21 protein-coding genes and 7 tRNA genes are annotated in these 23,950 nt (G+C 42.2%); 16 read left to right on the top strand and 12 right to left on the bottom strand.

The window, feature by feature from the left end:
• Positions 1-2 precede the first annotated feature (2 nt).
• Entirely contained in the window at positions 3-1,274 is a 1,272-nt protein-coding gene (locus AB4128_RS16440; protein WP_372038322.1) for a hypothetical protein, read from the bottom strand.
• Between the two features lie 253 nt (positions 1,275-1,527).
• Between AB4128_RS16440 and AB4128_RS16445 the strand changes: the two genes are divergently transcribed.
• The 15 genes from AB4128_RS16445 to AB4128_RS16515 all read left to right on the top strand — a co-directional run bounded on the left by AB4128_RS16445 (position 1,528) and on the right by AB4128_RS16515 (position 17,958).
• Entirely contained in the window at positions 1,528-4,239 is a 2,712-nt protein-coding gene (locus AB4128_RS16445; RefSeq protein ID WP_372038323.1) for a hypothetical protein, read from the top strand.
• A 52-nt stretch (positions 4,240-4,291) separates the two neighbouring features.
• On the top strand, positions 4,292-5,104 hold the full coding sequence (locus AB4128_RS16450) for an SH3 domain-containing protein (protein WP_372038324.1): 813 nt from the start codon (positions 4,292-4,294) through the stop codon (positions 5,102-5,104).
• A gap of 38 nt (positions 5,105-5,142) precedes the next feature.
• The gene (locus tag AB4128_RS16455; RefSeq protein ID WP_192022254.1) at positions 5,143-5,814 is read left to right on the top strand and encodes an outer membrane beta-barrel domain-containing protein; all 672 of its coding nucleotides are present in this window, start codon (positions 5,143-5,145) and stop codon (positions 5,812-5,814) included.
• Positions 5,815-5,907: 93 nt separating this feature from the next.
• Positions 5,908-6,411 (top strand): TlpA disulfide reductase family protein, encoded by a 504-nt coding sequence (locus AB4128_RS16460; protein ID WP_055025740.1) that lies wholly within the window; start codon positions 5,908-5,910, stop codon positions 6,409-6,411.
• A gap of 4 nt (positions 6,412-6,415) precedes the next feature.
• Positions 6,416-6,664 carry a DUF4266 domain-containing protein gene (locus AB4128_RS16465; RefSeq protein WP_055025741.1) on the top strand — a complete coding sequence of 83 codons (249 nt, stop codon included), beginning with the start codon at positions 6,416-6,418 and terminating at the stop codon, positions 6,662-6,664.
• The gene (locus AB4128_RS16470) at positions 6,651-7,808 is read left to right on the top strand and encodes a DUF3570 domain-containing protein (protein WP_372038325.1); all 1,158 of its coding nucleotides are present in this window, start codon (positions 6,651-6,653) and stop codon (positions 7,806-7,808) included. The genes AB4128_RS16465 and AB4128_RS16470 overlap by 14 nt, the downstream gene beginning before the upstream one ends.
• A gap of 36 nt (positions 7,809-7,844) precedes the next feature.
• A complete protein-coding gene (locus tag AB4128_RS16475; protein WP_372038326.1) occupies positions 7,845-8,405 on the top strand; it encodes an AraC family transcriptional regulator in 561 nt (186 codons plus the stop codon).
• Between the two features lie 3 nt (positions 8,406-8,408).
• Positions 8,409-10,730, top strand: coding sequence for a tol-pal system YbgF family protein (locus AB4128_RS16480; RefSeq protein WP_372038327.1), 2,322 nt, complete (start codon positions 8,409-8,411; stop codon positions 10,728-10,730).
• Positions 10,717-14,052, top strand: a complete 3,336-nt coding sequence (locus AB4128_RS16485; RefSeq protein ID WP_372038328.1) for a tol-pal system YbgF family protein — start codon at positions 10,717-10,719, stop codon at positions 14,050-14,052. The genes AB4128_RS16480 and AB4128_RS16485 overlap by 14 nt, the downstream gene beginning before the upstream one ends.
• Positions 14,027-14,812, top strand: a complete 786-nt coding sequence (locus AB4128_RS16490) for a tetratricopeptide repeat protein (RefSeq protein WP_372038329.1) — start codon at positions 14,027-14,029, stop codon at positions 14,810-14,812. The genes AB4128_RS16485 and AB4128_RS16490 overlap by 26 nt, the downstream gene beginning before the upstream one ends.
• Position 14,813: 1 nt before the next feature.
• On the top strand, positions 14,814-15,158 hold the full coding sequence (locus AB4128_RS16495) for a hypothetical protein (RefSeq protein ID WP_372038330.1): 345 nt from the start codon (positions 14,814-14,816) through the stop codon (positions 15,156-15,158).
• Between the two features lie 102 nt (positions 15,159-15,260).
• Positions 15,261-15,914 (top strand): MotA/TolQ/ExbB proton channel family protein, encoded by a 654-nt coding sequence (locus tag AB4128_RS16500; RefSeq protein ID WP_055025747.1) that lies wholly within the window; start codon positions 15,261-15,263, stop codon positions 15,912-15,914.
• Between the two features lie 4 nt (positions 15,915-15,918).
• Positions 15,919-16,467 carry a biopolymer transporter ExbD gene (locus AB4128_RS16505; RefSeq protein ID WP_055025748.1) on the top strand — a complete coding sequence of 183 codons (549 nt, stop codon included), beginning with the start codon at positions 15,919-15,921 and terminating at the stop codon, positions 16,465-16,467.
• Entirely contained in the window at positions 16,464-16,994 is a 531-nt protein-coding gene (locus AB4128_RS16510) for a biopolymer transporter ExbD (protein WP_080915101.1), read from the top strand. Before AB4128_RS16505 ends, AB4128_RS16510 begins: the two co-directional genes overlap by 4 nt.
• Position 16,995: 1 nt before the next feature.
• The gene (locus tag AB4128_RS16515) at positions 16,996-17,958 is read left to right on the top strand and encodes an AgmX/PglI C-terminal domain-containing protein (RefSeq protein ID WP_372038331.1); all 963 of its coding nucleotides are present in this window, start codon (positions 16,996-16,998) and stop codon (positions 17,956-17,958) included.
• A 48-nt stretch (positions 17,959-18,006) separates the two neighbouring features.
• On the opposite strand, the gene AB4128_RS16520 is transcribed toward AB4128_RS16515, so the two are convergent.
• From AB4128_RS16520 to AB4128_RS16570, 11 genes are all read right to left on the bottom strand, one after another.
• Positions 18,007-18,489, bottom strand: coding sequence for a GNAT family N-acetyltransferase (locus AB4128_RS16520; RefSeq protein ID WP_372038332.1), 483 nt, complete (start codon positions 18,487-18,489; stop codon positions 18,007-18,009).
• A gap of 168 nt (positions 18,490-18,657) precedes the next feature.
• A tRNA-Gln gene (locus AB4128_RS16525) sits at positions 18,658-18,732 on the bottom strand.
• Positions 18,733-18,789: 57 nt separating this feature from the next.
• Positions 18,790-18,874: transfer RNA gene (locus AB4128_RS16530), tRNA-Leu, on the bottom strand.
• A gap of 107 nt (positions 18,875-18,981) precedes the next feature.
• A tRNA-Met gene (locus tag AB4128_RS16535) sits at positions 18,982-19,058 on the bottom strand.
• Positions 19,059-19,063: 5 nt separating this feature from the next.
• Positions 19,064-19,138, bottom strand: a tRNA-Gln gene (locus AB4128_RS16540).
• A gap of 25 nt (positions 19,139-19,163) precedes the next feature.
• Positions 19,164-19,238, bottom strand: a tRNA-Gln gene (locus AB4128_RS16545).
• Positions 19,239-19,285: 47 nt separating this feature from the next.
• Positions 19,286-19,370 (bottom strand) — tRNA-Leu (locus AB4128_RS16550).
• Positions 19,371-19,489: 119 nt separating this feature from the next.
• Positions 19,490-19,566: transfer RNA gene (locus tag AB4128_RS16555), tRNA-Met, on the bottom strand.
• Positions 19,567-19,781: 215 nt separating this feature from the next.
• A complete protein-coding gene (gene ychF, locus AB4128_RS16560) occupies positions 19,782-20,873 on the bottom strand; it encodes a redox-regulated ATPase YchF (protein WP_055025752.1) in 1,092 nt (363 codons plus the stop codon).
• 104 nt (positions 20,874-20,977) lie between these two features.
• Positions 20,978-21,565, bottom strand: a complete 588-nt coding sequence (pth, locus tag AB4128_RS16565; protein ID WP_119969061.1) for an aminoacyl-tRNA hydrolase — start codon at positions 21,563-21,565, stop codon at positions 20,978-20,980.
• Between the two features lie 382 nt (positions 21,566-21,947).
• A complete protein-coding gene (locus tag AB4128_RS16570; RefSeq protein WP_119969062.1) occupies positions 21,948-23,183 on the bottom strand; it encodes an FAD-dependent monooxygenase in 1,236 nt (411 codons plus the stop codon).
• A 217-nt stretch (positions 23,184-23,400) separates the two neighbouring features.
• Here AB4128_RS16570 and AB4128_RS16575 point away from each other — a divergent pair, with 217 nt between their 5' ends.
• Complete coding sequence (locus AB4128_RS16575) at positions 23,401-23,934, top strand: hypothetical protein (RefSeq protein ID WP_372038333.1); 534 nt, start codon at positions 23,401-23,403, stop codon at positions 23,932-23,934.
• Positions 23,935-23,950: the final 16 nt, after the last annotated feature.

Consider the following 23,950-nt stretch of genomic DNA (forward strand, 5'->3'; position numbering starts at 1 on the left):
CGTTATTCTCCCATACAATAATTGCCAACTTCAGCAAACACACGCTTGAGTTGATATGAGTTTTGTTGAAAAGATGCAGTTGTAGCAGCAATCTGATTAATGTCTTCAGTTGACTCTGCATCTCTTAAACATACGGTTTTAAATACTTTTTTAACTTGGCATTGGGCAAATGCTTGGCTGTTAGCAAACTCTTGGCCTAATGACTTAGCCCCAAAGCCTTTACCATTGAGTGATTCGTCCCACCCAAGCTTTTGGTTAACGCCTTCACGCCAATAATTTTGCCATTCATCGTCTTCTGTCACGTAACCATAGGGGAAACTGGTGGAGTTAATATGGTATTTCCCCTGTACTCTGGTGCCAGTGTCAGGATCTATTTGACCACTTTGGTTATAGGTAATTGCCCCACTATCACCATCAGGGTCGCTCTCAACATCAAAGTCATATTGATAATATGCGAACCCTTGAGCAAGGGGATCCATTCCACTATGGCAAGCCAAACAGTTATTGATAAATAACCGGCTATCACCACCAGGGCTGCGGCTCACATCTTGGCGAATTCTGTCAGGTGAGCGAGTATTATCTTTTAAAGGCTCTAAATCAGTACAAAGATGATTCATCAAGGTAAAGCGCACCATCGCTCTGTTAGTGCCTAAATAGAAAAATGCTTTTGCCGCGGCGCGACTTGTAAGCACTCCAGCTGTTGCATCGCTAGGTAAGCCGTTAACACTGGATTGAGTGGTTCGCTCTAAGCCTGACTTTAAATCAATAAATTGATCTTCAAGTGCCTGATAATGAGCATTATCACGGGTGCTATAAGCGGGAAGGTTTAGACTGTTATCGCCCACATAAACCATATCAGCTTGAAGTAACTGCCTAAAATCCACATCATCTCGAACCGCACCAATCACAGTAGCACTGTAATCATTTAATGGTGCAAAGCTATCTTGATCAATATTGGTCCATGGAGTGGCAAATAATTTAAGCGTAGTCGAATAAAAAGCGGGGTTTTCCATTGCTAAATAAGCCGCTTCAATTGGCTTACTGTCACTGAGCAATAAAGACATCTCATTGAGTGTTTGCTCTGATGCTGGGACACCAGCGATTCTGTCATGTAACTGTTTGGCTTGCTCTAATGTACCAGCAGAGGTGTTTGCTGAAAAAATAGTCAAGCATGACAACAAAAGCAAAGTAATACCTTGTTGAACTTTAAGCTGGGATACATCAATTCCATTCAAAAAATGCCGACTTTTAAGCGTATAAAGTTGCAACTTCATACTGTCTCCTTGTCATTGTTCTTAGCTAACAATTGCTTTAGTAGCAATAAGATAAAAACGCAGACAATGATCGAGTATTCTAAAATCATAAAGCTTGTTGTTTTTATTTTGTTAACTTTATTTTTTACTTGGCAAAATAATTTTTGCTAAAAAGTATTGAAACACTGAGACTAGGCGGCAATAATGTCAAGAATTATTACATTTTTACTATGTAACAATAACAATAATAACAATTGCGTATTAAGGGTAATAAATGAGGCCAATTTGGGGCTATGCAGGGAAGTGCGTCTATATCATTCTGGCCTTCTTTTATCTTACAGGATGTAATACCGATACAGCCATTAAGGACGAGCAAGCTGATCCTGTTTTAGTTGAATACCCTGTTATTTATATTCAGCGTGATCTTGCCGCTTTAGATGGCGATGAAGGTGCTCAACCTGCCAGTTTTGATTCTCGACACCCCGCTCAGTTTAATCCCGGCGCGCAGCTTTTCGTCAAACGAAATGCCTTTAGCGACTCCCCTGTTACTAACATATCAGCCCAGTTATTTGCTGATTTACTGCCAGAAGATGCACCTGCTGACACCATTCAGGCTATTGATATTCGAGATTTGTCAGTTTCAGATGATGGCCAACAATTTTTAGTGTCAATTAGAGCGCCTGAAATTGAAGATGCGGATGAAATGGACCAACCGAGTTGGAATATTTGGCGTTATCAACTTGCAACACAAACTCTTGAACGAGTGATTGTCAGCGATACCACTGCTGAGCAAGGTGACGATCTCATGGCATCGTTTTTACCTGACGGCCGCATCATTTTTGCTTCGACTCGCCAGCGTTTATCTAGAGCGATTTTATTAGATGAAGGTAAGCCCCAGTACACCGCCCTAGATGAAAGCCGAGATAATGAAACCTTCAATATTCATGTGATGAATGCCGATGGTAGCGGTATAGAGCAATTGAGTTTTAATTTAAGCCACGACACACACCCATTAGTGCTGCAAAGCGGTAAAATTTTGTACAGTCGCTGGGATAATATGGGCGGCAATAAGGGCATAAACCTGTATGAAATGAACCCTGATGGCACCGATAATCAGTTGATGTTTGGCTGGCATTCACATCAAATAGCCTTCGTTCAGCAAGATGAACTCATCGAATTTGTTAAACCACAACAGCTGCCGAATGGTGAGATCTTACTTTTACTCTCTTCACAAGACGAAACCAGCTACCAAAAGCGCCCTGTGGTGATTAATATCGAAGAGTTTACTGATAACCAACAGCCAACCTTTGCGTCTGGTGCTAACGATAGTGCCATTAACGATTTAGCATTCAGTTTCGAGTTTAATTTTAACTTCTCAGATAACCTTTCTCCTTCTGGACGATTAACCCATTTAACGCCACTACCTGATAATAGTCAGCGCTATTTATTAAGTTGGGATTTATGTCGTGTCGTGATTGAAGAGCAAATTCGTGCTTGCGGGCAGCTAACTGATGAACAGTTATTGGATCCCACACTAGAACTTGCCGATCCCTTGTACGAGCTTTGGCTATTAAATGATGCCGATGGAACTCAGCAATTAGTCGCTGATAGTGAAGAAGGAAAAGTGATTACTGAAGCCTTAGTCATGCAACCGAGTTCACAGCCAAAAACATTTATAGCCAATAAAGTGATCGGCAATGAACTTGATGCGCAACTACACGAAGAGCTGGCAGCAGCCATTGATATTCGCAGTGTGTATGACTTTGACGGTCAAGACAGTAGTGCTAATTTAGGCGGGATTAGCCAACTCAGCGATCCAACCCAAACACGTGCAACTGAGCTACCTGCACGTTTTTTGAAAGTAGTTCGTGGCGTGCCTATGCCATCAGATGAAGTCAGAGATATTCCTAATACAGATTTTGGTCGTAGTCGCAATCAGCTAATGCGTGAAATTATTGGTTACACGCCAATACAACCTGATGGCTCTGTAAAAATTAAAGTCCCAGCTAATGTTCCTTTGGCTATCAGCGTATTGGATGCATCTGGTCAACGTATTGGTGGCCGTCATAGCCAATGGATTAGTTTAAAGCCGGGTGAAACACTGCAATGTAAAGGCTGTCATACTGCAAACAGTCAATTACCCCACGGCCGTTATGATGCGCAAGCTGAATCAATTAACCCCGGAGCAACGGGCGGGGCAGCTTTTACAAACGCCACACAAAACATCATTCCCACTCAAGGGCAAACCATGGCTCAAGCTGATGCGATGGTTAATGGTATCGCCGAGTTATCGGCTAACTTAACCTACGAAGATCGTTGGACCAACCACGCATTATCTACGGTTAATCCCAGTACAGATTATTCCTACCAAAACCTTGCTACACCAGCGCCAAATGGTAGTGAGTGCTTTAACAATTGGAATGCTTATTGCCGAATTCAGATTAACTATGAAGAACATATACAGCCATTGTGGGATTTGCAGCGTCTTGCAATAGATGAAACGACTTTAGCAGTTCTTGCTGATAACACCTGCACTAGCTGCCATAGCATTGTTGATGACAATAACCTTGCCCAAGTACCAGCTGGGCAGCTTGAATTAGTAGCAACGCCGTCCACTGACCAACCTGCACACTTTACTAGCTATCGAGAATTGTTTTTCAATGATGTCGAACAAGAAGACATTGATGGCATTATCGTCGATCGCTTAGTCGTGGTTCTCGACGCTGATGGCAATATTGTCTATCAAGTTGATAGCGAAGGTGAGCTTATTCTTGATGCTGAAGGTAACCCAATTCCGGTTATGACGACAGTAAATGTGCCAGCCATCATGTCAACTAACGGCGCAAGCGCTAGCAGCAACTTTTTTGACACCATGAATGATGTCACTCATCAAAACATGCTGTCTGCCGACGAACTCAAATTAATCGCTGAGTGGATAGATATTGGGGCGCAATATTACAACACCCCTTTTTATACACAAGAGTAGTAAACACTGACAACAGCACATAAAGGAATGATGATGTTACAACAAGGAAACCATGTTTAATTATCCATTTACCATGAAGTGGTTAAGCCCAATATTAATGTCTATGGCAATGATGCTTCCTTGCTATGCCCTTGCGGCTGAGCCTACTTCCATTCCTGAACGTGACACCACAGTCGATTCATACCAAGACACAAATACAGCAGCAACATTGACCATAGACGTGCCTTTTATCGAGCTACATTCAGGCCCAAGCGCAGGCTACCCTGTAGTGCATGTGGTAGAACAAAGTGAAGAAGTGACCGTGTTAGTCAAGCGAACGGCTTGGATAAAAGTGCGTGACAAACGTGGGGTTGAAGGTTGGTTTCACGAAGATGATTTGTTCGGTTTTAGTCAACATGGACAAGCCGTTGAACAAACTCAGCTCGGGACTGATGCATACCTTAATCGAGATTGGGAAGCCGGGGTAATGTACGGCGATTTTGAAGGTGCAAACCTTTACACCATCCAACTCGGCTATGTATTTACCCCTGTATTTAGCGCTGAAATATCAGCTGGTAAAGCACTTGGCAGTATATCTGACAGTGATTTATTCGAAGCCATGTTAATTAGCCATCCTTTTCCTGAATGGGTAGTTAGTCCATATATTGGTGTTGGCGGTGGCATTATTAAAACTAGCCCTCACAGTGTTATTGCAGATTCACAATCACGTGAAAACACCTTAATGAGTGCGGCAGCAGGCCTTAAATATCACTTAGGCCGTAACTTTATTTTACGGGCTGAATATAAGTTTTCTCTGGCATTAACCGACCGAGATGAAAATGAGCAACTGCAATCTTGGCAACTCGGTTTTAGCGTATTTTTCTAAACATATTAATTAACATCAAAGTCGTCATGAAGGTAGCAATGAAAACAACAATAACAAGCCGTGCTAAAACCGCTTTGAAAAGCCGATTCACTTATTGCTTGCTGGCACTAGGGCTCAGTTTCAGCGCTGGAGCCTTAGCTCAAGAAAACCCAAACAGTGTTGGTGTTAAAGCCGATGTTGAGCGTCGTGAAGTGTTGGACGATGTATTAGATACCGAAAATTTCGAGATCGGTTTACAAGGCGGCTTAATGTCGATTGAAGACTTCGAAAATAGCCCTTGGATTAGTGCACATTTAGGCTACCACATCAGTGAACACTTTTATGTCAAAGCCCGTTACGCCATAGCTGAAGGCGGTGATACCAGTTTTGAAAAGCTAGCTAATACAGCCCCACTGTTGACAGATGAAGAACGTGAAATGCGCTATTACGGGCTGAATATTGGGTATAACTTTCTACCTGGCGAAATCTTTTTCAGTGAAGACTTAGTGTTCAACAGTGTCTTTTCATTTGAATTAGGTGGCGGCAGCACTGAGTTTGCTGGTGATGAACAGTTTACTGTCAACTTAACTGCTAACTATCGAGTATTTTTAACTGATTGGGTTGCTTGGGATCTGGCCATGAGTGACTACATTTTTGACACCCAAATCACTGGCTCAAGTAAAACGACTCATAACTTGACCTTTGCAACCGGCATAGCCGTTTACTTTTAACCTGAGGTTATTGTTTACATAGCGCAATAAGCAACTGAGTAACGAACAATAACAAGCAGTGAAAGACAGAATAAAAACAATAAAGGATTATTAATGTTTAAATTAAATCAAAGCCTTAAAAGCTTAGTATTGGCTGCGACGCTGGGACTTACCGCGCAAGCAAATGCGGTCACAACGGGGCAAGTTGCACCAGATTTCACCCTTAAAAATATGCAAGGCGAGAACCAAAAGCTGTCTGAGCAGCGTGGCAATATTATCTTAATTAATTTCTGGGCTTCTTGGTGTGGACCTTGCCGTAAAGAAATGCCCGTACTGCAAAAATTACAAGATAAGTACCAAGACTTAGGTGTCGCAGTTTGGGGGATTAATGTCGAGCAAGAAAACCAAGCCGGTAAAGACTTCCTAGCAGACTTAGATTTAAGCTTTGCTATCTTTTTTGATGAAACTAACTCCCTTTCAGAAACCTATGACGTGAAAGCTATGCCAACCACTGTGATGGTCGATCGTGATGGTGTCGTACGATACGTCTTCTTAGGTTATCAAGACGGCTATGAGAAAAAGTACGCCGCAGCTATCAAGAAACTAATCAGAGAGTAACGCTATGAAGTCTTCTATGACAAAGCTCATCATGTTAAGTGCAGGATTAAGCTCATTATTAACGCTCTCAGCTTGCTCTAGTCTTGATATAGAGCCTTGGGTAAAACCTTACGAGCGCCAAAACTTAGCCGACCCTATTATGCGTTTTGGTCGCCACCCAATTGCCAATATGCATGTAGCTCATGTGCTTGAAGCGCGTGAATCAGCAAGAGGCGCTGAAGGTACGGGAGGCGGTGGTTGTGGCTGTAACTAGAATAATGAACCTTACAGTATGTAAGCTAATCACATTGCTGCTCGTTAGCTTAAATGTCCCCTTATCATGGGCGGCTGTTTTAGAGCCAGATAGAGCCGATGCGCTTTATCATAGTTACGAAGGCGGCGGGATGAAAATTGACGGTCCTTCTGTGCTGCTGCGAAAGAAGGCCTCCGAGTCATTAGCTTTCACAGGTTATTATTATCTAGACAGTATTTCTTCTGCGTCAGTGGATGTACTCAGTACTGCCAGCCCTTACACTGAAAAACGTCATGAAGGTCAAATTGGTGTTGAATACCTAAATGACAAAACCCTAATGACGTTTAATGCTAGGCAAAGTGACGAAGACGATTACCTTGCCCAGTCTTTTAGTATTAACGTTTCGCAAGATACCTTTGGCGACTTAACCAATCTTAGTCTCGGTGTGTCTTACGGTGACAATGAAATTCGCCGAAACGGTGATGACCTATTTGAAGAGCAAAGCCAACAATATCGAATTCGTGCGGGCATCAGTCAGATTTTAACCCGTAACTTAACTGCACAACTTAATTTTGAAGCAATTGCCGATGAAGGCTACCTTAATAACCCATATAGAACAGTACGTTTTATCGATACTACCAGCCCTTCAGGGGTAGGCTATCAATCCGAAGTGTATCCTGAAACCCGTAATTCCTTTTCGAGTAAATTGTCAGCCAGTTATTTTCTTCCCTATCGTGCAGCGCTATTTTTTCACTACCGGTACTTTAACGATAGCTGGGAAATCAATGCCAATGATGTGGAGCTTGGCTATCGTCACCCGATTGGTGACTACTTAGAGCTGGAGTTTAAAGTGCGCTATTACCAACAAACTCAAGCTGAGTTTTATAGTGATCTGTTTCCTTATCAAGATGCACAAAATTATCTCGCTCGAGATAAAGAGCTTAGTGATTTTAATGACTTAACCTTAGGTTTAGGCGTGACTTATTTAATGCCTGAAAGCCTGTCCTTTGGAGATAACCGCTCAGAGGCCAGCCTGCAATGGGATTACATTACCTTTGACTATAGCAACTTCAGAGATCCTACCGCTGAAGGTGGTGTCGGTAATGAGCCATTCTATAGCTTTTCAGCCAATGTCATTCGTGCTTTTTACAGTATTTATTTTTAGTAGTACGCAACTCAACGCTGCGTCCAAGGCAATAATATGAAACGAACACAACATTTTTTCAGCTTATCTCAACGAGCACTGTACGCGCTCTTTTTGAGCTTATGTATCTCAGTATCGCCAGTCGTCGCGGCAGATGCCTCACAAGCGCAAAGCAGTATTGGTAGTGAACTTGAAGATATTAAAAGCCAGGTCATTCAACTCAATCGTGATTTGTTTATTTTAGAAGAAGATTTACTTTTCCCTGCCAGCACGCAAATAGCAGTCTTTGTCTCCGTGGATGTTGGACGTTTTTTTACCTTAGATAGCGTCGAGCTAAAAATAAATAACCAAGATGTGGCTGGATTTTTATATACCCAGCGTCAGCGCCGCGCCCTTGAAAAAGGCGGCATTCAAAAATTATATATGGGCAATTTAAAAACTGGCCAGCATCAATTAACAGCAATATTCACCGGCATTGATGCAGAAGGACGCACGATACAAAGAGCAGTCAACCACCCTTTTGAAAAGACAGATGAAACCATCATGGTTGAATTAAAGCTTGAAGACAGCGAATCAAGTTACCGAGCTGATATTAGCGTTGAAGAATGGGTTTTATAACAGATGATACTAGTGCTTCAACGAACCCAAGCCGTCGATATCAGTAAACAATATCGTCATCCAGAGCGAGATAAACCAGCTAAAACGAAGTTTTTGTCGCTACTGTGTCTGATGACATTCGCTATTGGCTGCAGCAACAGTGTTTCAGCAACTGAAGTAAGCACGGTGACCACTGCTAATACTGAAGTCACGACTCAAGCAAACCAAGTACTGCGCAATAAACTTTATCGCCAAGCCTTGTATTACTACTTTGAAGGCGATTATCAAGCAGCGTTAAGGCAAGTCAGCATTAACCGACAACGATTTGATGCTGATACTGCTAAAAGTCAATTGTTCGAAGCTGGGCTGCAAGTATCAGTTGGTCTTCATCAAAAAGCGACTCGCACCTTATCTTCATTTGAGCAAACATTGGCAATTGAGCAAGCGTTAACTGGCAACAAAAACCAAGCCAATCAAACGTCTTCTCAGTCTCAAAAAAATACTTCACCCGCTGAACTCAAGTTAGTTGCATTATTGCAATTATCAGAGCAGAAAATAGAGCAAGGTCAGCCATACCAAGCGCAGCAAACGTTGCAGCGTATTAGCCAAGTCCCTCACAGCTATATTGAGCAATACCATATTCTTAACCAACTGGCTTATTGGCCTAACGAGCCTGCCATAATGGCAAAGGTTGCGGGTGGTGTTAATGCGTCTGATTCTATCAATCACGATAACCCAACTGATAACCAGTCAGCTTCTTCATCGTTATCGGCTTACGTTATGCTAAACCAAGCGCTGCATTTCATTGAACAAAAGCAGTTTCAACAAGCTGAAACCCTGCTCATTACAATTAAAAATATGCCTTTGGCTGAAACTGAAACGGGCTTTTGGCAAAGCTTGTTCACTGAAAAAACGCCCTCAGAATTTACCGCTCCAATGACAGCTGAAAATAACGAAAATAGCCCCAAAAGCGTTACAGACCAAGAATCTGAACAGCAAGTACAGCAGCAAGCGATCAATGATTATGCGCAACTATTATTAGCGCAGACCTATGTCAAACAAGGTCAATATCAAGCAGCATTTACACAATTAAAAGACTTTCCCCAACAGAGTCCTTATACCGAATCAGCGTTATTTTTATATGCATTTTCAGCACAGCAATTGCAGCAATATCCCATTTCATTAGCGCTATTGGATCTCCTAAAACGCCAATATCCTTATTCTTTAATGGGTTGGCAATCGGCAATATTACTGGCCGCTCAGGTTCGTGAGCAACAAAGCCTTGAACAAAGTCTAACAAGCTACCAAGAAGCAGAAACACTTTATCTTGAACAATTAGCACAATTAGACGCTTTTGAAGCAGCACTAGAAACTCGCTTTAACACAAGCCAAATAATGCAAACCGCATTAACCCCGCAAGGGTTAAGCCCTGAAACACTCGAAAAGCACCCTTGGCTTGAAAAAGCGCTAACAGACAATGCATTGAAAAATGACTTTACGACATTAGCCAGTTTATCCCTATTGGAACAGAACCTTACTCAGCAACAACGTAAAAGTGACTGGCTCGCTGAGACTATCGATTTAAATAAGCAGCGTAGAGAAAAAAGGTTAGCTCAACAGCAATTAAGCGATTATGAAAACCTTATTAGTCAACTAACCGAACGCAAGCAGCAACTTAGCAAACAGATCCAAGCTGTTGATGTTCCTGTCGATGAAATTACCTTCCAGCAAATGCAACTATTTGCCAATAGTACCGAACAAGCATGGTTACAGCGGATTGAATCAAGCAAACAAGCACTTACTAACATTGCCTCAGCACGTGACACAGAAGATGATTTTCTGCGACTAACACGAGTAGAAGGTGCGCTGAATTGGCAGCTGCAACAATCTTTTATTCCACGTTTATGGCAACACAAAAAACTATTAAAAGACATCGACACCCAATTACAAGCATTAAACGCTCAATATGTTCGTTTTAAATCAGTCTCGCAATCTCAACAAGGCGCCACTGAGTATGCTATCCGTCAGCAGAATTTAGCCAACCAAATCGAAGATATTACGCGTGACATCAAGCAAGCAAGTCACAAAACACAGCTAACGATTCAACAAAAACTGCGCCTATTTACCCAAAATCAACGTCAACAGCTAACGCAGTTATTGCTGACTTCACGCCATGAAATGGCAGCGGTACTGGAAAGAATGAGCCAGCAAGATATAACACCGAGCAATGCGATTACCTCTGATAACTTGAACACAACTAAGCTCATGCCCCAACAGGAGCATTCTCCATTGAGTTCATTGACTGCTCATTTCGAGCAAGTGGAGAAGCATTATGCAGCGCACTAACCCACTCGCTTTACAAGCCAACAACTCTGACACTAGCAATGTTTCAAGCCTTGGTAGCAATGTGGCCTTAACTCTTCCTAAACGCTTTGGTGTATCACGATTGGTAAGTTGCTTAGTGTTAATCAGTCTAGCGGGTTGCCAACTAACCGATGAGTCGCCAACGTCAAGCAAACAACAGCGACCAACATTGACAGATTTAGCCAATAGCCAGCCTCAAGTAAACTATGAAAAACAGCAATTAAGCCAAGCTCAGCGAAAAGCGAAGTTAGCATTAATTTACCAGCAACTACTGACGTTAGAGCCAGATCCAGAAGTGCGAACTCATGTTGAATATCGCTTAGTTCAAATCAAATCAGAACATTTAGAAGAACAAATGTTTGGCGAAGCCTTTGATGAAGTTGCCAGTCAACAGACTGACATGTCGGCGCAAGAAGCTGAGCAGCTGGCGTTAACTCAGCTAAAACACAATGATCAACAGCTCGATAAGCTTATTGCAGAATACCAAGTATTACTGAACCGTTACCCAGATAGAGCCGAGAATGAACACTTGCAGTACCAACTTGCGAAAGCACTCGATGTGCAGGGTGAGATAGATGCAAGCTTGATCGAAATGGAGTCATTACTGACTCGCTACCCTAATACTCAATATCGGGCAGAACTCAACTTCCGCCGTGGTGAGATTTATTACAACTTGCAAGATTACCCAGCTGCGATTCAAGCTTATCAGCAAGTAGAGTCGGCAAACGACAATGATAAATATCTCATCAATAGTATTTACATGTCTGGTTGGGCGCTATTTAAGCTCAATCGATTACCCGAAGCGGATGCAAGATTTTTGCAGGTGTTTGATAACATCATTGCGGCAAACGAAGAATTAATTAGTACTGATAATGAACAGTTAACCCAAACCAGTTTTGAATTTAACAAGTTAGCAAGCCGCTACCAAAATCTGGCTATCGATGCGCAACGCGTACTGAGTATTTCATTGTCTCAACAAGAGCAATCTCGCTCACTGCTTAACTTGGTAAACCAACAAAAGTCATCCCCTTACCTGACGATATATCAACATGTACTGTTTGATAATTTGGCCAAATTTTTACTTAAAAAAGAGCTACAGCATGACGCAGAGCTGACTTATCAAACTTATATTGAATTTGACAAAAATAACATTTGGGCTGCGCGTTACTCATTAGCTTTGCTGGATTTATATCAACAGCAAGGCAAGTTCGCCTCGATGCACCGTCTTAAAAATCAGTACGTTGAACAATATGGCTTATCTAGCCAATTTTGGACTCACGCTAATACCGCACAGCAGCAAGAAGTGTTACCGCATTTATTAGCCTTCAGTGACGAGCACAGTCGTCGCCTGTATGCCAGTGCACAACAACTTCCACCAGGGCAAGCTCGCATAGATGGATTTAAAACCGCTGCAAGTGCTTTAAGTGTTTACTTACAACTTGCTAAGTTGCCACAAGCTCAATCTTTACTGACCAAACCTATTCACGGTGACGAGTATCTATTTGCTGATGCAAACTATGAAGCGCAGCAATTTAAACAAGCCTTAATCAGTTATGAGGCTATCGCTTATGCACAAAAAGATGCGCTCGCCCTACCTGCAGAGCAACTTGACTTACAGCAAAAAGCGGCATTTGCGACCACGTTGACCATCCGAGCCATATTGTCACAACATGATGAGTCAGTGGTGAAAGGCGCTGAAATAACACCAATAAGTCAGTCAAAAAGACAATCCATCATCTCGGAGCGAACCCGCTTAGATAAGCTATTTATTGCCAACCACCCACTTGATAAACGCGCGTTAGAGCTTGCTACCGATGGCGCACAGTATGCATTTAACGCCAAGCAATTTGATGATTTAATCCAGTTCAGTCAATTTGTATTACTGCGCCACAAAGTGATTAATCAGGCAAATAGCAATAGTAATAGTAATACCAGCAACAAAAATGACAGCGAAGAAAATGCGCATGCTGCGCTAGCGGTAAATCAACAAGCTGGAAACGAGCCAGAGAGCAGGCTTATTCGTTACGATAACTCCCAAGTCAGTAATCACTTGCGTCACGGGCAAGCCTTATCAAGTGTTGCATTAACACAAGTACAAGTTGTCAGCCAACTGTATGCCCATAGTTTGTACCAACAATCACACTATATTCAGGCAGAATCGGCTTACGACATCGCCCTGAATTACCTCAATGCCAGCACAAATCTAAAGCCACAGCAGCATAAAGCCAAAACAGAAATGCGCAATTTATTGGCATCCAGCATCTACTTTCAAGCCCAAGCCAATAAGGCGGAAAACCCAGCTTTAGCCGTAATGGATTTGAAACGGATCAGTACCAGAGTGCCAGAGTCACCATATGCGATAAACGGCCAATTTGAGGCTGCCAATATTTTGCTTTCCCAACAAAAATGGCAACAAGCTATTGAGGTCTTAGTGCCCTTTCAGCAGCGATATCCAAACCATGAATTTAGCGCCACGATCCCCGCTAAATTGGCGCAATCTTACGAAGCATTAGAAGAATGGGAGCTTGCCGCAGAGCAGTTGCTGATTATCGTTGCTAATCAGCCCTCAACAGAATTAAAACGTGAAGCCCAGTACACAGCTGCAGAGTATTACCTAAAGGCAGGCAATACGGAAAAAGCCCGTTTAACCTTCAGAACCTACGCTAGAACTTACCCTAATCCGTTTGATTTAGCCCAAGAAGTTCGCCTAAAAATGAGTGGGTTTTATCAAGTATCCAATGAACCGAACAAAGAATACTATTGGTATCGCCAAATTCTCAGCGCCGACAAAAAACAGCGCCATCAAGCTTTAGCTATTGGCAATCGTGAGGTCGTTATCGCTTCCATTGCTGCAATTTCGCTTGCCAAAGCTCATCAGCAAACATTTAAAACCATTAAGCTAACAGCGCCGCTCAACAAGACGTTAAAACGTAAACAAGATGAAATGAAACTTGCAATTAACTATTACCAGCAAGTATTAGATTTCCAGCAAGCACAATATGTGCCCCAAGCCACTTATGAACTTGCAGAGATGTATCGTCAACTGGCGGCCGATGTTATGGACTCTGAGCGCCCATCAGATTTAGATGAACTGGCACTAGAAGAATATGAAATCTTGTTAGAAGAATTGGCCTACCCATTTGAAGAAAAAGCGATTGAGATCCACATCAGTAACTCGCAACGTGCTTGGCAAAATATATACGACCAATGGGTAGGTAAAAGCTTTGCCACACTCACTGAATTATCCCCCGCCTTATATAACAAACCGGAGGTAACTCATGATGTTATTGAAGCGATTCATTAAAGCGCCGCTTATTTGTATGACTAGAAAAAGTCTATGGTTAAGCTTTTTTGCTTTAATACAAGGATGTAGCAACACTCAAGTTGCAGAAAGCCAAAACGACGACATCACTGAGTTAGAAAGTGATTCGGCAGCATTAGTTGAGCTGGTAGACACCACAAATGGTGCCCAAGCATCGATAGAGTCATCATTACAAACAAGCTCAGCAACAAGCCAAGTGAATGCTTATGAAGCAGAGGCTAAGCAAAAGCTGGCAAACGTTCCAGCCTCTGTATTAGAGCAATATCAGCAGGCGATAGCGTTAATGAAGCATCAAGAGTGGCAACAAGCGGATGCGATGTTTTCTGTAATCATTAACGCAGAACCACAACTGTCAGGTGCCTATGTTAACCAAGCTATTATTGCCCTCAATCAAAACCAGTTAGATAAAGCTAACGGACATTTAGCCAATGCCATTAGTGCCAACCCAACTAACCCTTATGCCCATCAAATCAAAGCCAACATAGCCAAAACCCAAGGCAAGTTTGAACAAGCTGAACAAGGTTACTTAACGGCACTTGAAATTTGGCCTAATTACCCAGAAGCGCAAGTTAACCTTGCGGTTTTACTGGAGCTTTATAGAGGCAAATTGCTAGATGCTCGCCACTATTACCAATCTTATTTACGCTTAAAACCAGATGATCAACTTGCTCAGCGTTGGTTGGCAGGCTTAGAAATTAAAATTCAGCGTGCAGGCTTAACCTTGCCTGAAGGAGAAAGTTAATATGACGGCATTTATTCCTTCAGCAACACTCAAGCGCTTTGTCAGCTCAATGCTGCGTAATGGTGGATTGTTTTGTATTTGTTGCCTATCAGCAATTCAAACACATGCGGCCGAACCTGCTAGCTCGCCCAATAACCCCGTACTGATTGAAACCAAGGTGACCGGCACGCAAGAGCAACCCAAAGTACTCTACATCATGCCTTGGCAAGGGATTACAAATCCTGTTGCGATTCAGGATACTGACATGCAAGTCACCTTACCTGAATTTAACCCGATACATCCGAAGCAGTTTCAACAACAAGTAAGAGAGTTCAGCCTTAACAAGAGTAAGACCAATAACGATTAATCAATAATAAAAATTTACCCGAAAACACGTAACTAACGATTCAAAACAATTAGGACGAGTTAATAAGAACTATTCGTTCAACTCAATAAAAAGGAAAATATCATGAGTTTTACCGACCATATCATTGCATTTTTACAAAATGGCGGCCCATTCATTTACCCTATCGCATTAGTGCTCGTGGTAGGTTTAGCGATCACGATTGAACGCTGGTTATATTTAAGTTCAGCACATCGCACAAATCAAAAAGCCTTTGCACTGATTAAAGAGGCATTAAAAAAGGGCGACGTTGCAACCATCAGCCAACATGCACAAAACAATAAAGCGCCAGTATTTGACGTCCTCCAATCAGGGATTGTTCGTATCTCTCAAGCTGATCGTCGTGAAGATGTGGAATATGCGATGGAAGAAACCATCATGGAATACATGCTGAGGCTAGAAAAGCGCACACCATTCATTGCAACGTTAGCCAATATCGCCACCTTACTCGGTCTTCTCGGTACCATTATGGGCCTAATCGCGGCATTCTCTGCCGTGGCAAGTGCCGATCCAGCAGAAAAAGCCAATCTACTATCATCAAGTATCTCAGTTGCAATGAACACCACAGCATTTGGCTTGATCACAGCTATCCCATTGATTTTATTCCACTCAACCCTGCAAACGAAAACAGCAACGATTGTAGATTCAATTGAAATGGCAGGCATTAAGTTACTTAACTCTTTGTCATTTAATAAGCATACGGATTCTGATCGAGGCTAATACTATGAGACGCCGTCGTCGCCCCAATACCGAAGACGCTGAACTCGATATCACTTCGTTTATGAACTTGATGATCGTGTTAGTGCCAGTATTGCTGCTTAGTTTAGTGTTTTCACAAGTGCGGATTTTAAATCTGCAACTACCTGTGTCTGCAGAATCTCAGCAAGCTGATGAAGATCAAGAACCTAAGGTACTTGAGCTGGTGATCACCTCGAATCACTTAACCCTTAACTACCCAGCGGGTATTTTACTTAAACGTTTTGAAATAACTGACGAAGGCTATGACTTCAAGGCATTATCTGTATATTTACAAGATTTGAAGCTGACATTTCAACAACAAGCCATTGAGAAAAGAGATATCGTGTTGTTGCTTGAGCCCAATGTGGATTACCAAACCATCGTCACGACAATGGATACCGTTAGATCTTATAAAGCTGTGGTTGCCGCCAATTTAGTGGATGCTGAGTTATTTCCGCTTATTTCATTAGGCGACGCCCCAGAAAATAGCCTTGAGCAAAGTGCAAGCAGTACAACCGCAGGAGGCCAGCCATGAAGCAATCTTCAAGAGCTAAACGTCTTGCAAAGCACCACAAGCGCTTTAAAGCTGGCGGTAAACTTAATCTTGTCGCATTAATGGATATTTTCACAATCTTGGTTTTCTTTTTGATTGTGAACCAATCAGAAGTGCGGGTATTGCAAAATATCGAAAAGATAAAATTGCCAGTATCGATTGCCGAAGAACTGCCTGTTGAGAACTTGGTTATCACTGTATTGCCAGACACTGTTCTCATTCAGGAGCGTGCAGTGTGGCAAAACTCTGACGATAAACCCAATTTTAGCGAACAAGAAAATGCGCAATTTATTGCCGCTATCACCACAGAGCTGACCTATCAAGCCAGCAAGCGTGTTGAATTGACAGAGTCCGAAAAGGAAAAAGGACGAGCGGTCACCATCATAGGAGGCTCTGACACGCCTTACCTAGTGTTGAAACAAATTATGGCTGCATGTGCTGAAACAGGCTATCGCAATATGTCACTCGCTGTTGAGCGACAAGCCAGTAAAACACAGAGTGAGGGCTAATATGACCACAGCAAGCCTTACTCATAGCAGTGATAATAGCTTTTCTGATATCGGTGATATGTTTAAACCAAGTAGACAAGATAGATTATTTAAACAAATCTTAATTTTGTTACTGGTGGTTTATGTCATCTTTGGTATTGGTGTCCCTTTTTTAGAGCAAGTGGAAGTGCCAAGGGAAGTCAAAGAGCAATTGCCACCTCAACTGGCCAAAATCATGCTGAAAGAAAAACAACTTCCAGTACCTGAAAAGCCAAAAGAGGAACCTATCCCAGAACCCGAACCAGAAAAACTCGAAGAAAAACCTGTCGAGAAAGTGGAAGAACCACCAAAGGTGCAACCAACAACTCGAGAGGCAGCAAAAGAGAAAGCACAAAAGTCAGGCCTTGCAGCCATGAAAGATGAGCTTTTTTCGATGCGTGAAGCTTTTGATGTTAAACCTGCAGCGCAAAGTAACCTTGAGCAAAACCAAGCCCAAGAAGTGAAAGTAAAACGCAAATTACTTGCCGCAGCGGCTAATACACAAAGTGAAAGCTTATCGACTTCGACCGTGCAGCAAACCGTGGTATCTGATGCGATTAGCACTAAAAATACCCAGCAAATACGGTTAGCTGAAGAAGAGGTATTAGCAGTCGCAGGGGCGAATGCAGAAATTGATCGTGAGGCAAGTTCTGCAGGTCAACGTTCTGAAGCGGCGTTAAGGCGTACCCTTGAGGCCAACAAAGCACGATTGTATGCACTGTATAACCGTGCTTTGAGAAAAGATCCTTTTCTTAAAGGTAAAGTCATGTTCGAAATTGAAATTCAACCAAACGGCAGCATTAGTCGTGTCGATATTCAATCGAGCCAATTAAATAACCCGAAATTAGAACGCCAATTAAAGGTTGTTTTACGTTCAATCAGCTTTCCTGCTGAGGATGTAGCGACCATGACGACAATTTGGGCCATCGACTTCTTACCCAGCTAGTTAATCGCATTAACGACAAACAAAAATACGGCCAATAGGCCGTATTTTTTATAGGGTTAGCACCATCACTTGCGCATTGTCGCCATAAGTCTCACTGGCGACATTATTTACATCAATGCTAAAGCCCATTTTCTGCCAAAATGGCACTGAATGTTGAATCGCGACTAATTGAATATGTTGGTAATGACCAGCTTTAGCAATATCAATTAACTGGGTTACCATTTTTTTACCAACGCCTTTGCCTTTAAGTACTTTAGAAACTGCTAAATCATGTAAGAACAGTCTATCCCCTTTATTTTCATTTAAAAGAGGCTGATAAAGCTTAGGAGGCGTTTCATCGTGCCATTCGTGAGCGAGCAAGTAAGCAATGATGTTATCCGCTTTATCTTGCAATACAAAACAGCAGTTAGGCGAATGTAGCCACTTGCCTCTTAACACCTGCAAACTTTCTGGCTCAATCTCAGTATAGACCTCACACTGTAACTCAAAAATCGCTTGCCACATTGATGGTTCAATCTTGTTTATCTGCATCACATTCTCTAAAGATAGCTCGCTAATAACAATCGCCGTTAGGGTTCTGAATAATCAAAGCGCCATTGTTAAGCGCTAGAGTGCTTCAAGCATAACGCTGATACTAAATTTCAGGCAACAAAAAACCCGTCATAAGACGGGCTTTTGCTCTAACCGTAAGGTTAAATATGGCTGGGATACCAGGATTCGAACCTGGGGATGCCGAGATCAAAACCCGGTGCCTTACCACTTGGCGATATCCCAAAAACTTGGATATGTCACTCTTAAACTAGGAAGATGTACATATTGAAGAAAATTTGATGGTACGGGAGGAGAGACTTGAACTCTCACACCTTGCGGCACCAGAACCTAAATCTGGCGTGTCTACCAATTCCACCACTCCCGCATCAAATTTTTACCAGAGTAAACTCATTTAAATCATGAGTAAACGCTGTTTCTTGCTCTTTTCTAACTAAGTAGTTTAGGGTTTCCCTCTACTCTACCTTTTAAATATGGTAGCAATGGCGGGACTTGAACCTGCGACCCCAGCATTATGAGTGCTGTGCTCTAACCAGCTGAGCTACATTGCCAAAGATGGCTGGGATACCAGGATTCGAACCTGGGAATGCCGAGATCAAAACCCGGTGCCTTACCACTTGGCGATATCCCAATAATCTTTACTACTTACTTTAAAATGGCTGGGATACCAGGATTCGAACCTGGGAATGCCGAGATCAAAACCCGGTGCCTTACCACTTGGCGATATCCCAATCTAAAGCTTTTTTGAAAACTCGCAATAAGCCAATTTTCTTAATAATGGTACGGGAGGAGAGACTTGAACTCTCACACCTTGCGGCACCAGAACCTAAATCTGGCGTGTCTACCAATTCCACCACTCCCGCACAGACTCTGTTTATCATCCAGAACACGATGCTCATTTAACCTTGAGAAGGTAGCCGGTCATATTTCTAAAGTCATACTTTAACTAACCAGCAATCTCTTAATTTACATCTAGAGAAGATGGTAGCAATGGCGGGACTTGAACCTGCGACCCCAGCATTATGAGTGCTGTGCTCTAACCAGCTGAGCTACATTGCCACTTTATTCTTACTTGCCCTCGTCGTGAGGACGGGGCGTATTATGCTTATTCAGGGTATCGAGGTCAACTGCTTTTTTTAGCTATTTTCATCAATTGTTGTTGTTCGGCTATAAGTTCACCAAACTGAGCGTCAAATCGACAAAATATCTTAGTAAAGTTAACCTCAATCCCTTTTTTAACCAATCTTCACACTATTATAGTTTGAAAATCGCATTTATACGTTGAATAAGAAATGCATTACATCGCCATCTTTAACGATATAACCTTTACCTTCGACACGTAATTTACCCGCATCTTTAGCACCAGCTTCACCTTTATACTCAATGAAGTCATCATAGCTCATTACTTGTGCACGAATGAAGCCACGCTCAAAGTCTGTATGAATAACACCAGCAGCCTGTGGAGCACTTGCGCCAACTGGCACAGTCCAAGCACGCACTTCTTTTACACCAGCGGTAAAGTAAGTTTGCAAATCCAGTAATTGGTAACCTGCACGAATAACGCGATCAAGGCCTGGCTCGTCTAAACCGAGATCTGCCATAAACTCATCACGCTCTTCAGCGTCCATTTCTGCAAGCTCAGATTCAATCGCCGCACAAACAGCAACAACGACAGCATTCTCTGTTTCTGCAATCGCTTTTACTGCATCTAAATGTGGGTTGTTTTCAAAACCATCTTCAGACACGTTAGCAATATACATAGTAGGCTTAAGTGTTAAGAAGTTAAGGTAAGCAATAGCTGCTAACTCTTCTTTACTTAGCTCAAGTGAACGCAGCATTTGGCCTTCATCTAGCGTTGGGCGCATTTTCTCAAGCACTTCAACTTCAAACTTAGCCTCTTTATCGCCACCTTTAGCACGCTTTTGTTGACGTGTAATCGCACGCTCTAAACTGTCTAAGTCAGCTAATGCTAATTCAGTGTTAATCACTTCGATATCGCCAGCTGGATCAACTTTATTAGCAACGTGAACAATGTTTGGGTCTTCAAAACAACGAACCACATGACCAATCGCATCAGTTTCACGAATGTTAGCTAGGAATTTATTTCCTAAGCCTTCACCTTTAGATGCACCAGCAACCAAACCTGCAATATCAACAAATTCCATTGTCGTTGGTAAAATACGCTCAGGGCTAACAATAGCAGCAAGCTTATCTAAACGAGAATCCGGTACTGGTACAACACCAGTGTTAGGCTCAATGGTACAAAACGGGAAGTTAGCTGCTTCAATTCCTGCTTTAGTTAACGCATTAAATAGTGTTGACTTACCAACGTTTGGCAAACCAACAATGCCGCATTTAAAACCCATATTTGTTACCTTTATCTATGTTGAACTGCACCAACACTGATGCAGTGAATATCAATAATCATCTTAAAACCGATGACGATTAGCCCGTTGATACGGATTAATCCTTACTCAGCTTTAAAAGTATGTAATCTGTTCATGGCTTTCGCCATATCTTGCTTAAATAAAATCTCTGTTGAACGCACTGCTTCATCTATTACTGCATTCATTTTTTCTTGTTCTACTGCGGGCGCTTTACCCAGCACATAGCCACTGACACGATTTTTATCACCAGGATGGCCGATACCGATACGAAGACGATGGAAGCCTTTATCGTTGCCCATTTTCGCAATGATGTCTTTTAGACCGTTATGGCCTCCGTGACCGCCACCAAGTTTAAACTTAGCGACTCCCGGCTCCATATCCAGCTCATCATGTGCAACTAAAATTTGCTCTGGGGTAATTCTAAAAAAGTTAGCTAATGCACTCACTGACTTACCGCTTAAATTCATAAACGTTGTCGGTATTAATAACCTGACATCTTTACCGTCAATGGTCACTCTTGCGGTTAAACCAAAATATTTGCTATCAGGTACTAAAGTAGCGCCACATAAACGTGCGAGTTCCTGCACATACCATGCACCTGCATTATGACGAGTTTGCGCGTATTCAGCGCCCGGATTTGCAAGGCCGACAATTAGTTTAATTTGACTCATTAGTACTCATTTTTTAGCGAAAATAATACCGCGCGAACAACAAATCAAAGTACAAAAACACACTGACAATGATCTGATTGCGCTAAAGCGCGGCATTTTAACACTCAAAACAGAACTCAACAAATACCCTGTGCTAATTAACCTAAACTCAAGATAATAACTTGGCTTTAAGCGGCTGCTTTTACTGACGAGCGCGTTTAATTTTATTGCCACAAACTGGCTATTGGCGCAAAGGCTGTGCCTAGTAAGAAGAAAAACAGCAGGAGAAAACGAGAAGATAGATGTTTAAAATTAGAAGTGCCTGAACTTTTCAGGCACTTCATTCGACAACATTATTTAATTAATGATTCAGATCTGTGGGTATGGCTAGTCACAATATCGGTCATGCTAAGCCTAATGCATATTTAAGGACTTTCTTTTTGATTGGGTTGTCATGGTTTGCTAGCTTTAACATGCCATTTCTTAATAATTTGAGCGGCAATAAATTATTACTAAAACCAGCATAAAATGCATCCATCGCAGACATCATCAGTAAATTGTCGTTATAACGTTTGCACTGATATTGCTGTAACACGCTTCCAGTCCACCAAGGTTTATCGTTGCCAATTGCATCAGCAATCGTCGCAATCAATACATCAACATCTTTAAAACCAATATTCACCCCCTGCCCCGCAAGTGGGTTAATGGTATGTGCTGCATCACCTAATATGACCACATTGTCTTGATAATATGATTGCGCATGTCGACGTGTTAATGGAAAACTGCCTCTGTCGATAACGGTAAAGTCACTATCTAACCGCTCAGGGAAATGCTGTCTGATTTGTTCGGCAAGTTGCACAGGGTTAAGTTGCATTAATTGCTTAATTCGGCTGCGACTGTCATACCAAACTAATGACGCATTTTTACCTGGTAAAGGTAAAAGCGAACGTGGGCCATGAGGTGTAAATTGTTGCCATGTAACATCTTGTTGCTCAGTCGCTGTGGCAACATTAATCAACATGGCTGATTGTGCATAATCCCAACCTGTAATACCAATACCAGCCCACTGACGGACTTGTGAGTTAGCCCCATCGGCCCCCACAACCAGTGTCGCCATCAGCTCAGCACCAGAATCAAGACTGACTTTGACTTGTGTAGCTTCACTTGAGCTAACTCGTTCAAATCGACTTACACTGTTGGGGCAATATAAGGTGATATTGTCCATCGTCTCGATTTGTTGCCATAGACACAGTTGAATTAAGCGATTTTCAAAAAAGTAACCTAAATGCGGTTCATCTATTTGGTCCGCATGAAACTGAGTGATGCAATCATCCATCTCCCATGTTTCTAAGCCTTTGTATGCCACATGACGTAATGATAATAAGGTGTCCATCACACCAAGACGGTCGAGCAATTGCTCAGAGGCGACACTAATTGCTGACACTCGAAGGTCCAGCGCTTGTTCTGGTTCATAGGCCTTGGGTTGATAAGCTTCAATCATTGCAACATTTAAGCCTAACTGCCCCAAGCCAACAGCAACTGCAGCCCCAACCATCCCGCCACCAACAATTACTACATCATGTTGAATCTCTTGACTTTGGTCACTGCCTTCAACCGTATCTTGAACTGCATCTTGCATTACTAAACCCTTCTCATCGCACGTCACACTTGTTTTAGTTAAATATGTGCAAACGTGTCTAAAATCGCTTAATCGTGTCGATATGTTGCTAGACAATCTTTGAGCAACACCTGCTTACAATGGTGACATATTAACCAGCAAACCTCTTCTTATACTCAAACTGTCTAATGAAAACACCTTGCACCACTTCTGTCATGCCAAGGTAAGAGAGGATACTATGTCTACTAACAGCACGTACGTACATTCTACAAAAATTAGCACCAAACTTTCGACAACGTCATTGGCGTTTAATGTAAAAAAAATATCCCGCGTTTTAGTGAGCGCTATATTGGCCGTCACAGGGTTATTTTCTGCTGCATCTCATGCGCAAATACAACCAATGGAAACCGTCACTGTCATCTATCGCACGCCATTTGATTATGCCTTATATCAACAAACCACGGAAATGCTCACTGGCTTTAATCGAGAGCTAGGCCAGAAAATTATTGCTCAAGCTCGCCAAGACAATGTCTCCTTGGCAAAAAGATACGGTTTTTTTGCTGATGACGAACAAGAATTCGTCAATTTAGCCGCAGAGTTTACCCATTCATCAAGATTGCATGCTGATTTAAATCAAAAGGTCATGCTTCAAGCACGTTTAGATAATTTAGCGATGGCCGAAGATTTTGGCTTTTTTGCTAATCAATCAAATGAGTTAGCACAGCAAGATAAATACCCTGAAAAAATAGGGGTATTCGCCATTTCAGAATAATGCCAACAAGATGTGC

Origin of the sequence: Shewanella sp. 10N.286.52.A9 (genome assembly GCF_041468985.1) — a bacterium.
Taxonomy (GTDB): domain Bacteria; phylum Pseudomonadota; class Gammaproteobacteria; order Enterobacterales; family Shewanellaceae; genus Shewanella; species Shewanella japonica.

Bases quoted from the DNA above. Each gene is read 5' to 3' on its own strand.
- AB4128_RS16440 (WP_372038322.1), bottom strand. From the start codon at position 1,274: ATGAAGTTGCAACTTTATACGCTTAAAAGTCGGCATTTTTTGAATGGA.
- AB4128_RS16445 (WP_372038323.1), top strand. From the start codon at position 1,528: ATGAGGCCAATTTGGGGCTATGCAGGGAAGTGCGTCTATATCATTCTG.
- AB4128_RS16450 (WP_372038324.1), top strand. From the start codon at position 4,292: ATGTTTAATTATCCATTTACCATGAAGTGGTTAAGCCCAATATTAATG.
- AB4128_RS16455 (WP_192022254.1), top strand. From the start codon at position 5,143: ATGAAAACAACAATAACAAGCCGTGCTAAAACCGCTTTGAAAAGCCGA.
- AB4128_RS16460 (WP_055025740.1), top strand. From the start codon at position 5,908: ATGTTTAAATTAAATCAAAGCCTTAAAAGCTTAGTATTGGCTGCGACG.
- AB4128_RS16465 (WP_055025741.1), top strand. From the start codon at position 6,416: ATGAAGTCTTCTATGACAAAGCTCATCATGTTAAGTGCAGGATTAAGC.
- AB4128_RS16475 (WP_372038326.1), top strand. From the start codon at position 7,845: ATGAAACGAACACAACATTTTTTCAGCTTATCTCAACGAGCACTGTAC.
- AB4128_RS16480 (WP_372038327.1), top strand. From the start codon at position 8,409: ATGATACTAGTGCTTCAACGAACCCAAGCCGTCGATATCAGTAAACAA.
- AB4128_RS16485 (WP_372038328.1), top strand. From the start codon at position 10,717: ATGCAGCGCACTAACCCACTCGCTTTACAAGCCAACAACTCTGACACT.
- AB4128_RS16490 (WP_372038329.1), top strand. From the start codon at position 14,027: ATGATGTTATTGAAGCGATTCATTAAAGCGCCGCTTATTTGTATGACT.
- AB4128_RS16495 (WP_372038330.1), top strand. From the start codon at position 14,814: ATGACGGCATTTATTCCTTCAGCAACACTCAAGCGCTTTGTCAGCTCA.
- AB4128_RS16500 (WP_055025747.1), top strand. From the start codon at position 15,261: ATGAGTTTTACCGACCATATCATTGCATTTTTACAAAATGGCGGCCCA.
- AB4128_RS16505 (WP_055025748.1), top strand. From the start codon at position 15,919: ATGAGACGCCGTCGTCGCCCCAATACCGAAGACGCTGAACTCGATATC.
- AB4128_RS16510 (WP_080915101.1), top strand. From the start codon at position 16,464: ATGAAGCAATCTTCAAGAGCTAAACGTCTTGCAAAGCACCACAAGCGC.
- AB4128_RS16515 (WP_372038331.1), top strand. From the start codon at position 16,996: ATGACCACAGCAAGCCTTACTCATAGCAGTGATAATAGCTTTTCTGAT.
- AB4128_RS16520 (WP_372038332.1), bottom strand. From the start codon at position 18,489: ATGCAGATAAACAAGATTGAACCATCAATGTGGCAAGCGATTTTTGAG.
- ychF (WP_055025752.1), bottom strand. From the start codon at position 20,873: ATGGGTTTTAAATGCGGCATTGTTGGTTTGCCAAACGTTGGTAAGTCA.
- pth (WP_119969061.1), bottom strand. From the start codon at position 21,565: ATGAGTCAAATTAAACTAATTGTCGGCCTTGCAAATCCGGGCGCTGAA.
- AB4128_RS16570 (WP_119969062.1), bottom strand. From the start codon at position 23,183: ATGCAAGATGCAGTTCAAGATACGGTTGAAGGCAGTGACCAAAGTCAA.
- AB4128_RS16575 (WP_372038333.1), top strand. From the start codon at position 23,401: ATGTCTACTAACAGCACGTACGTACATTCTACAAAAATTAGCACCAAA.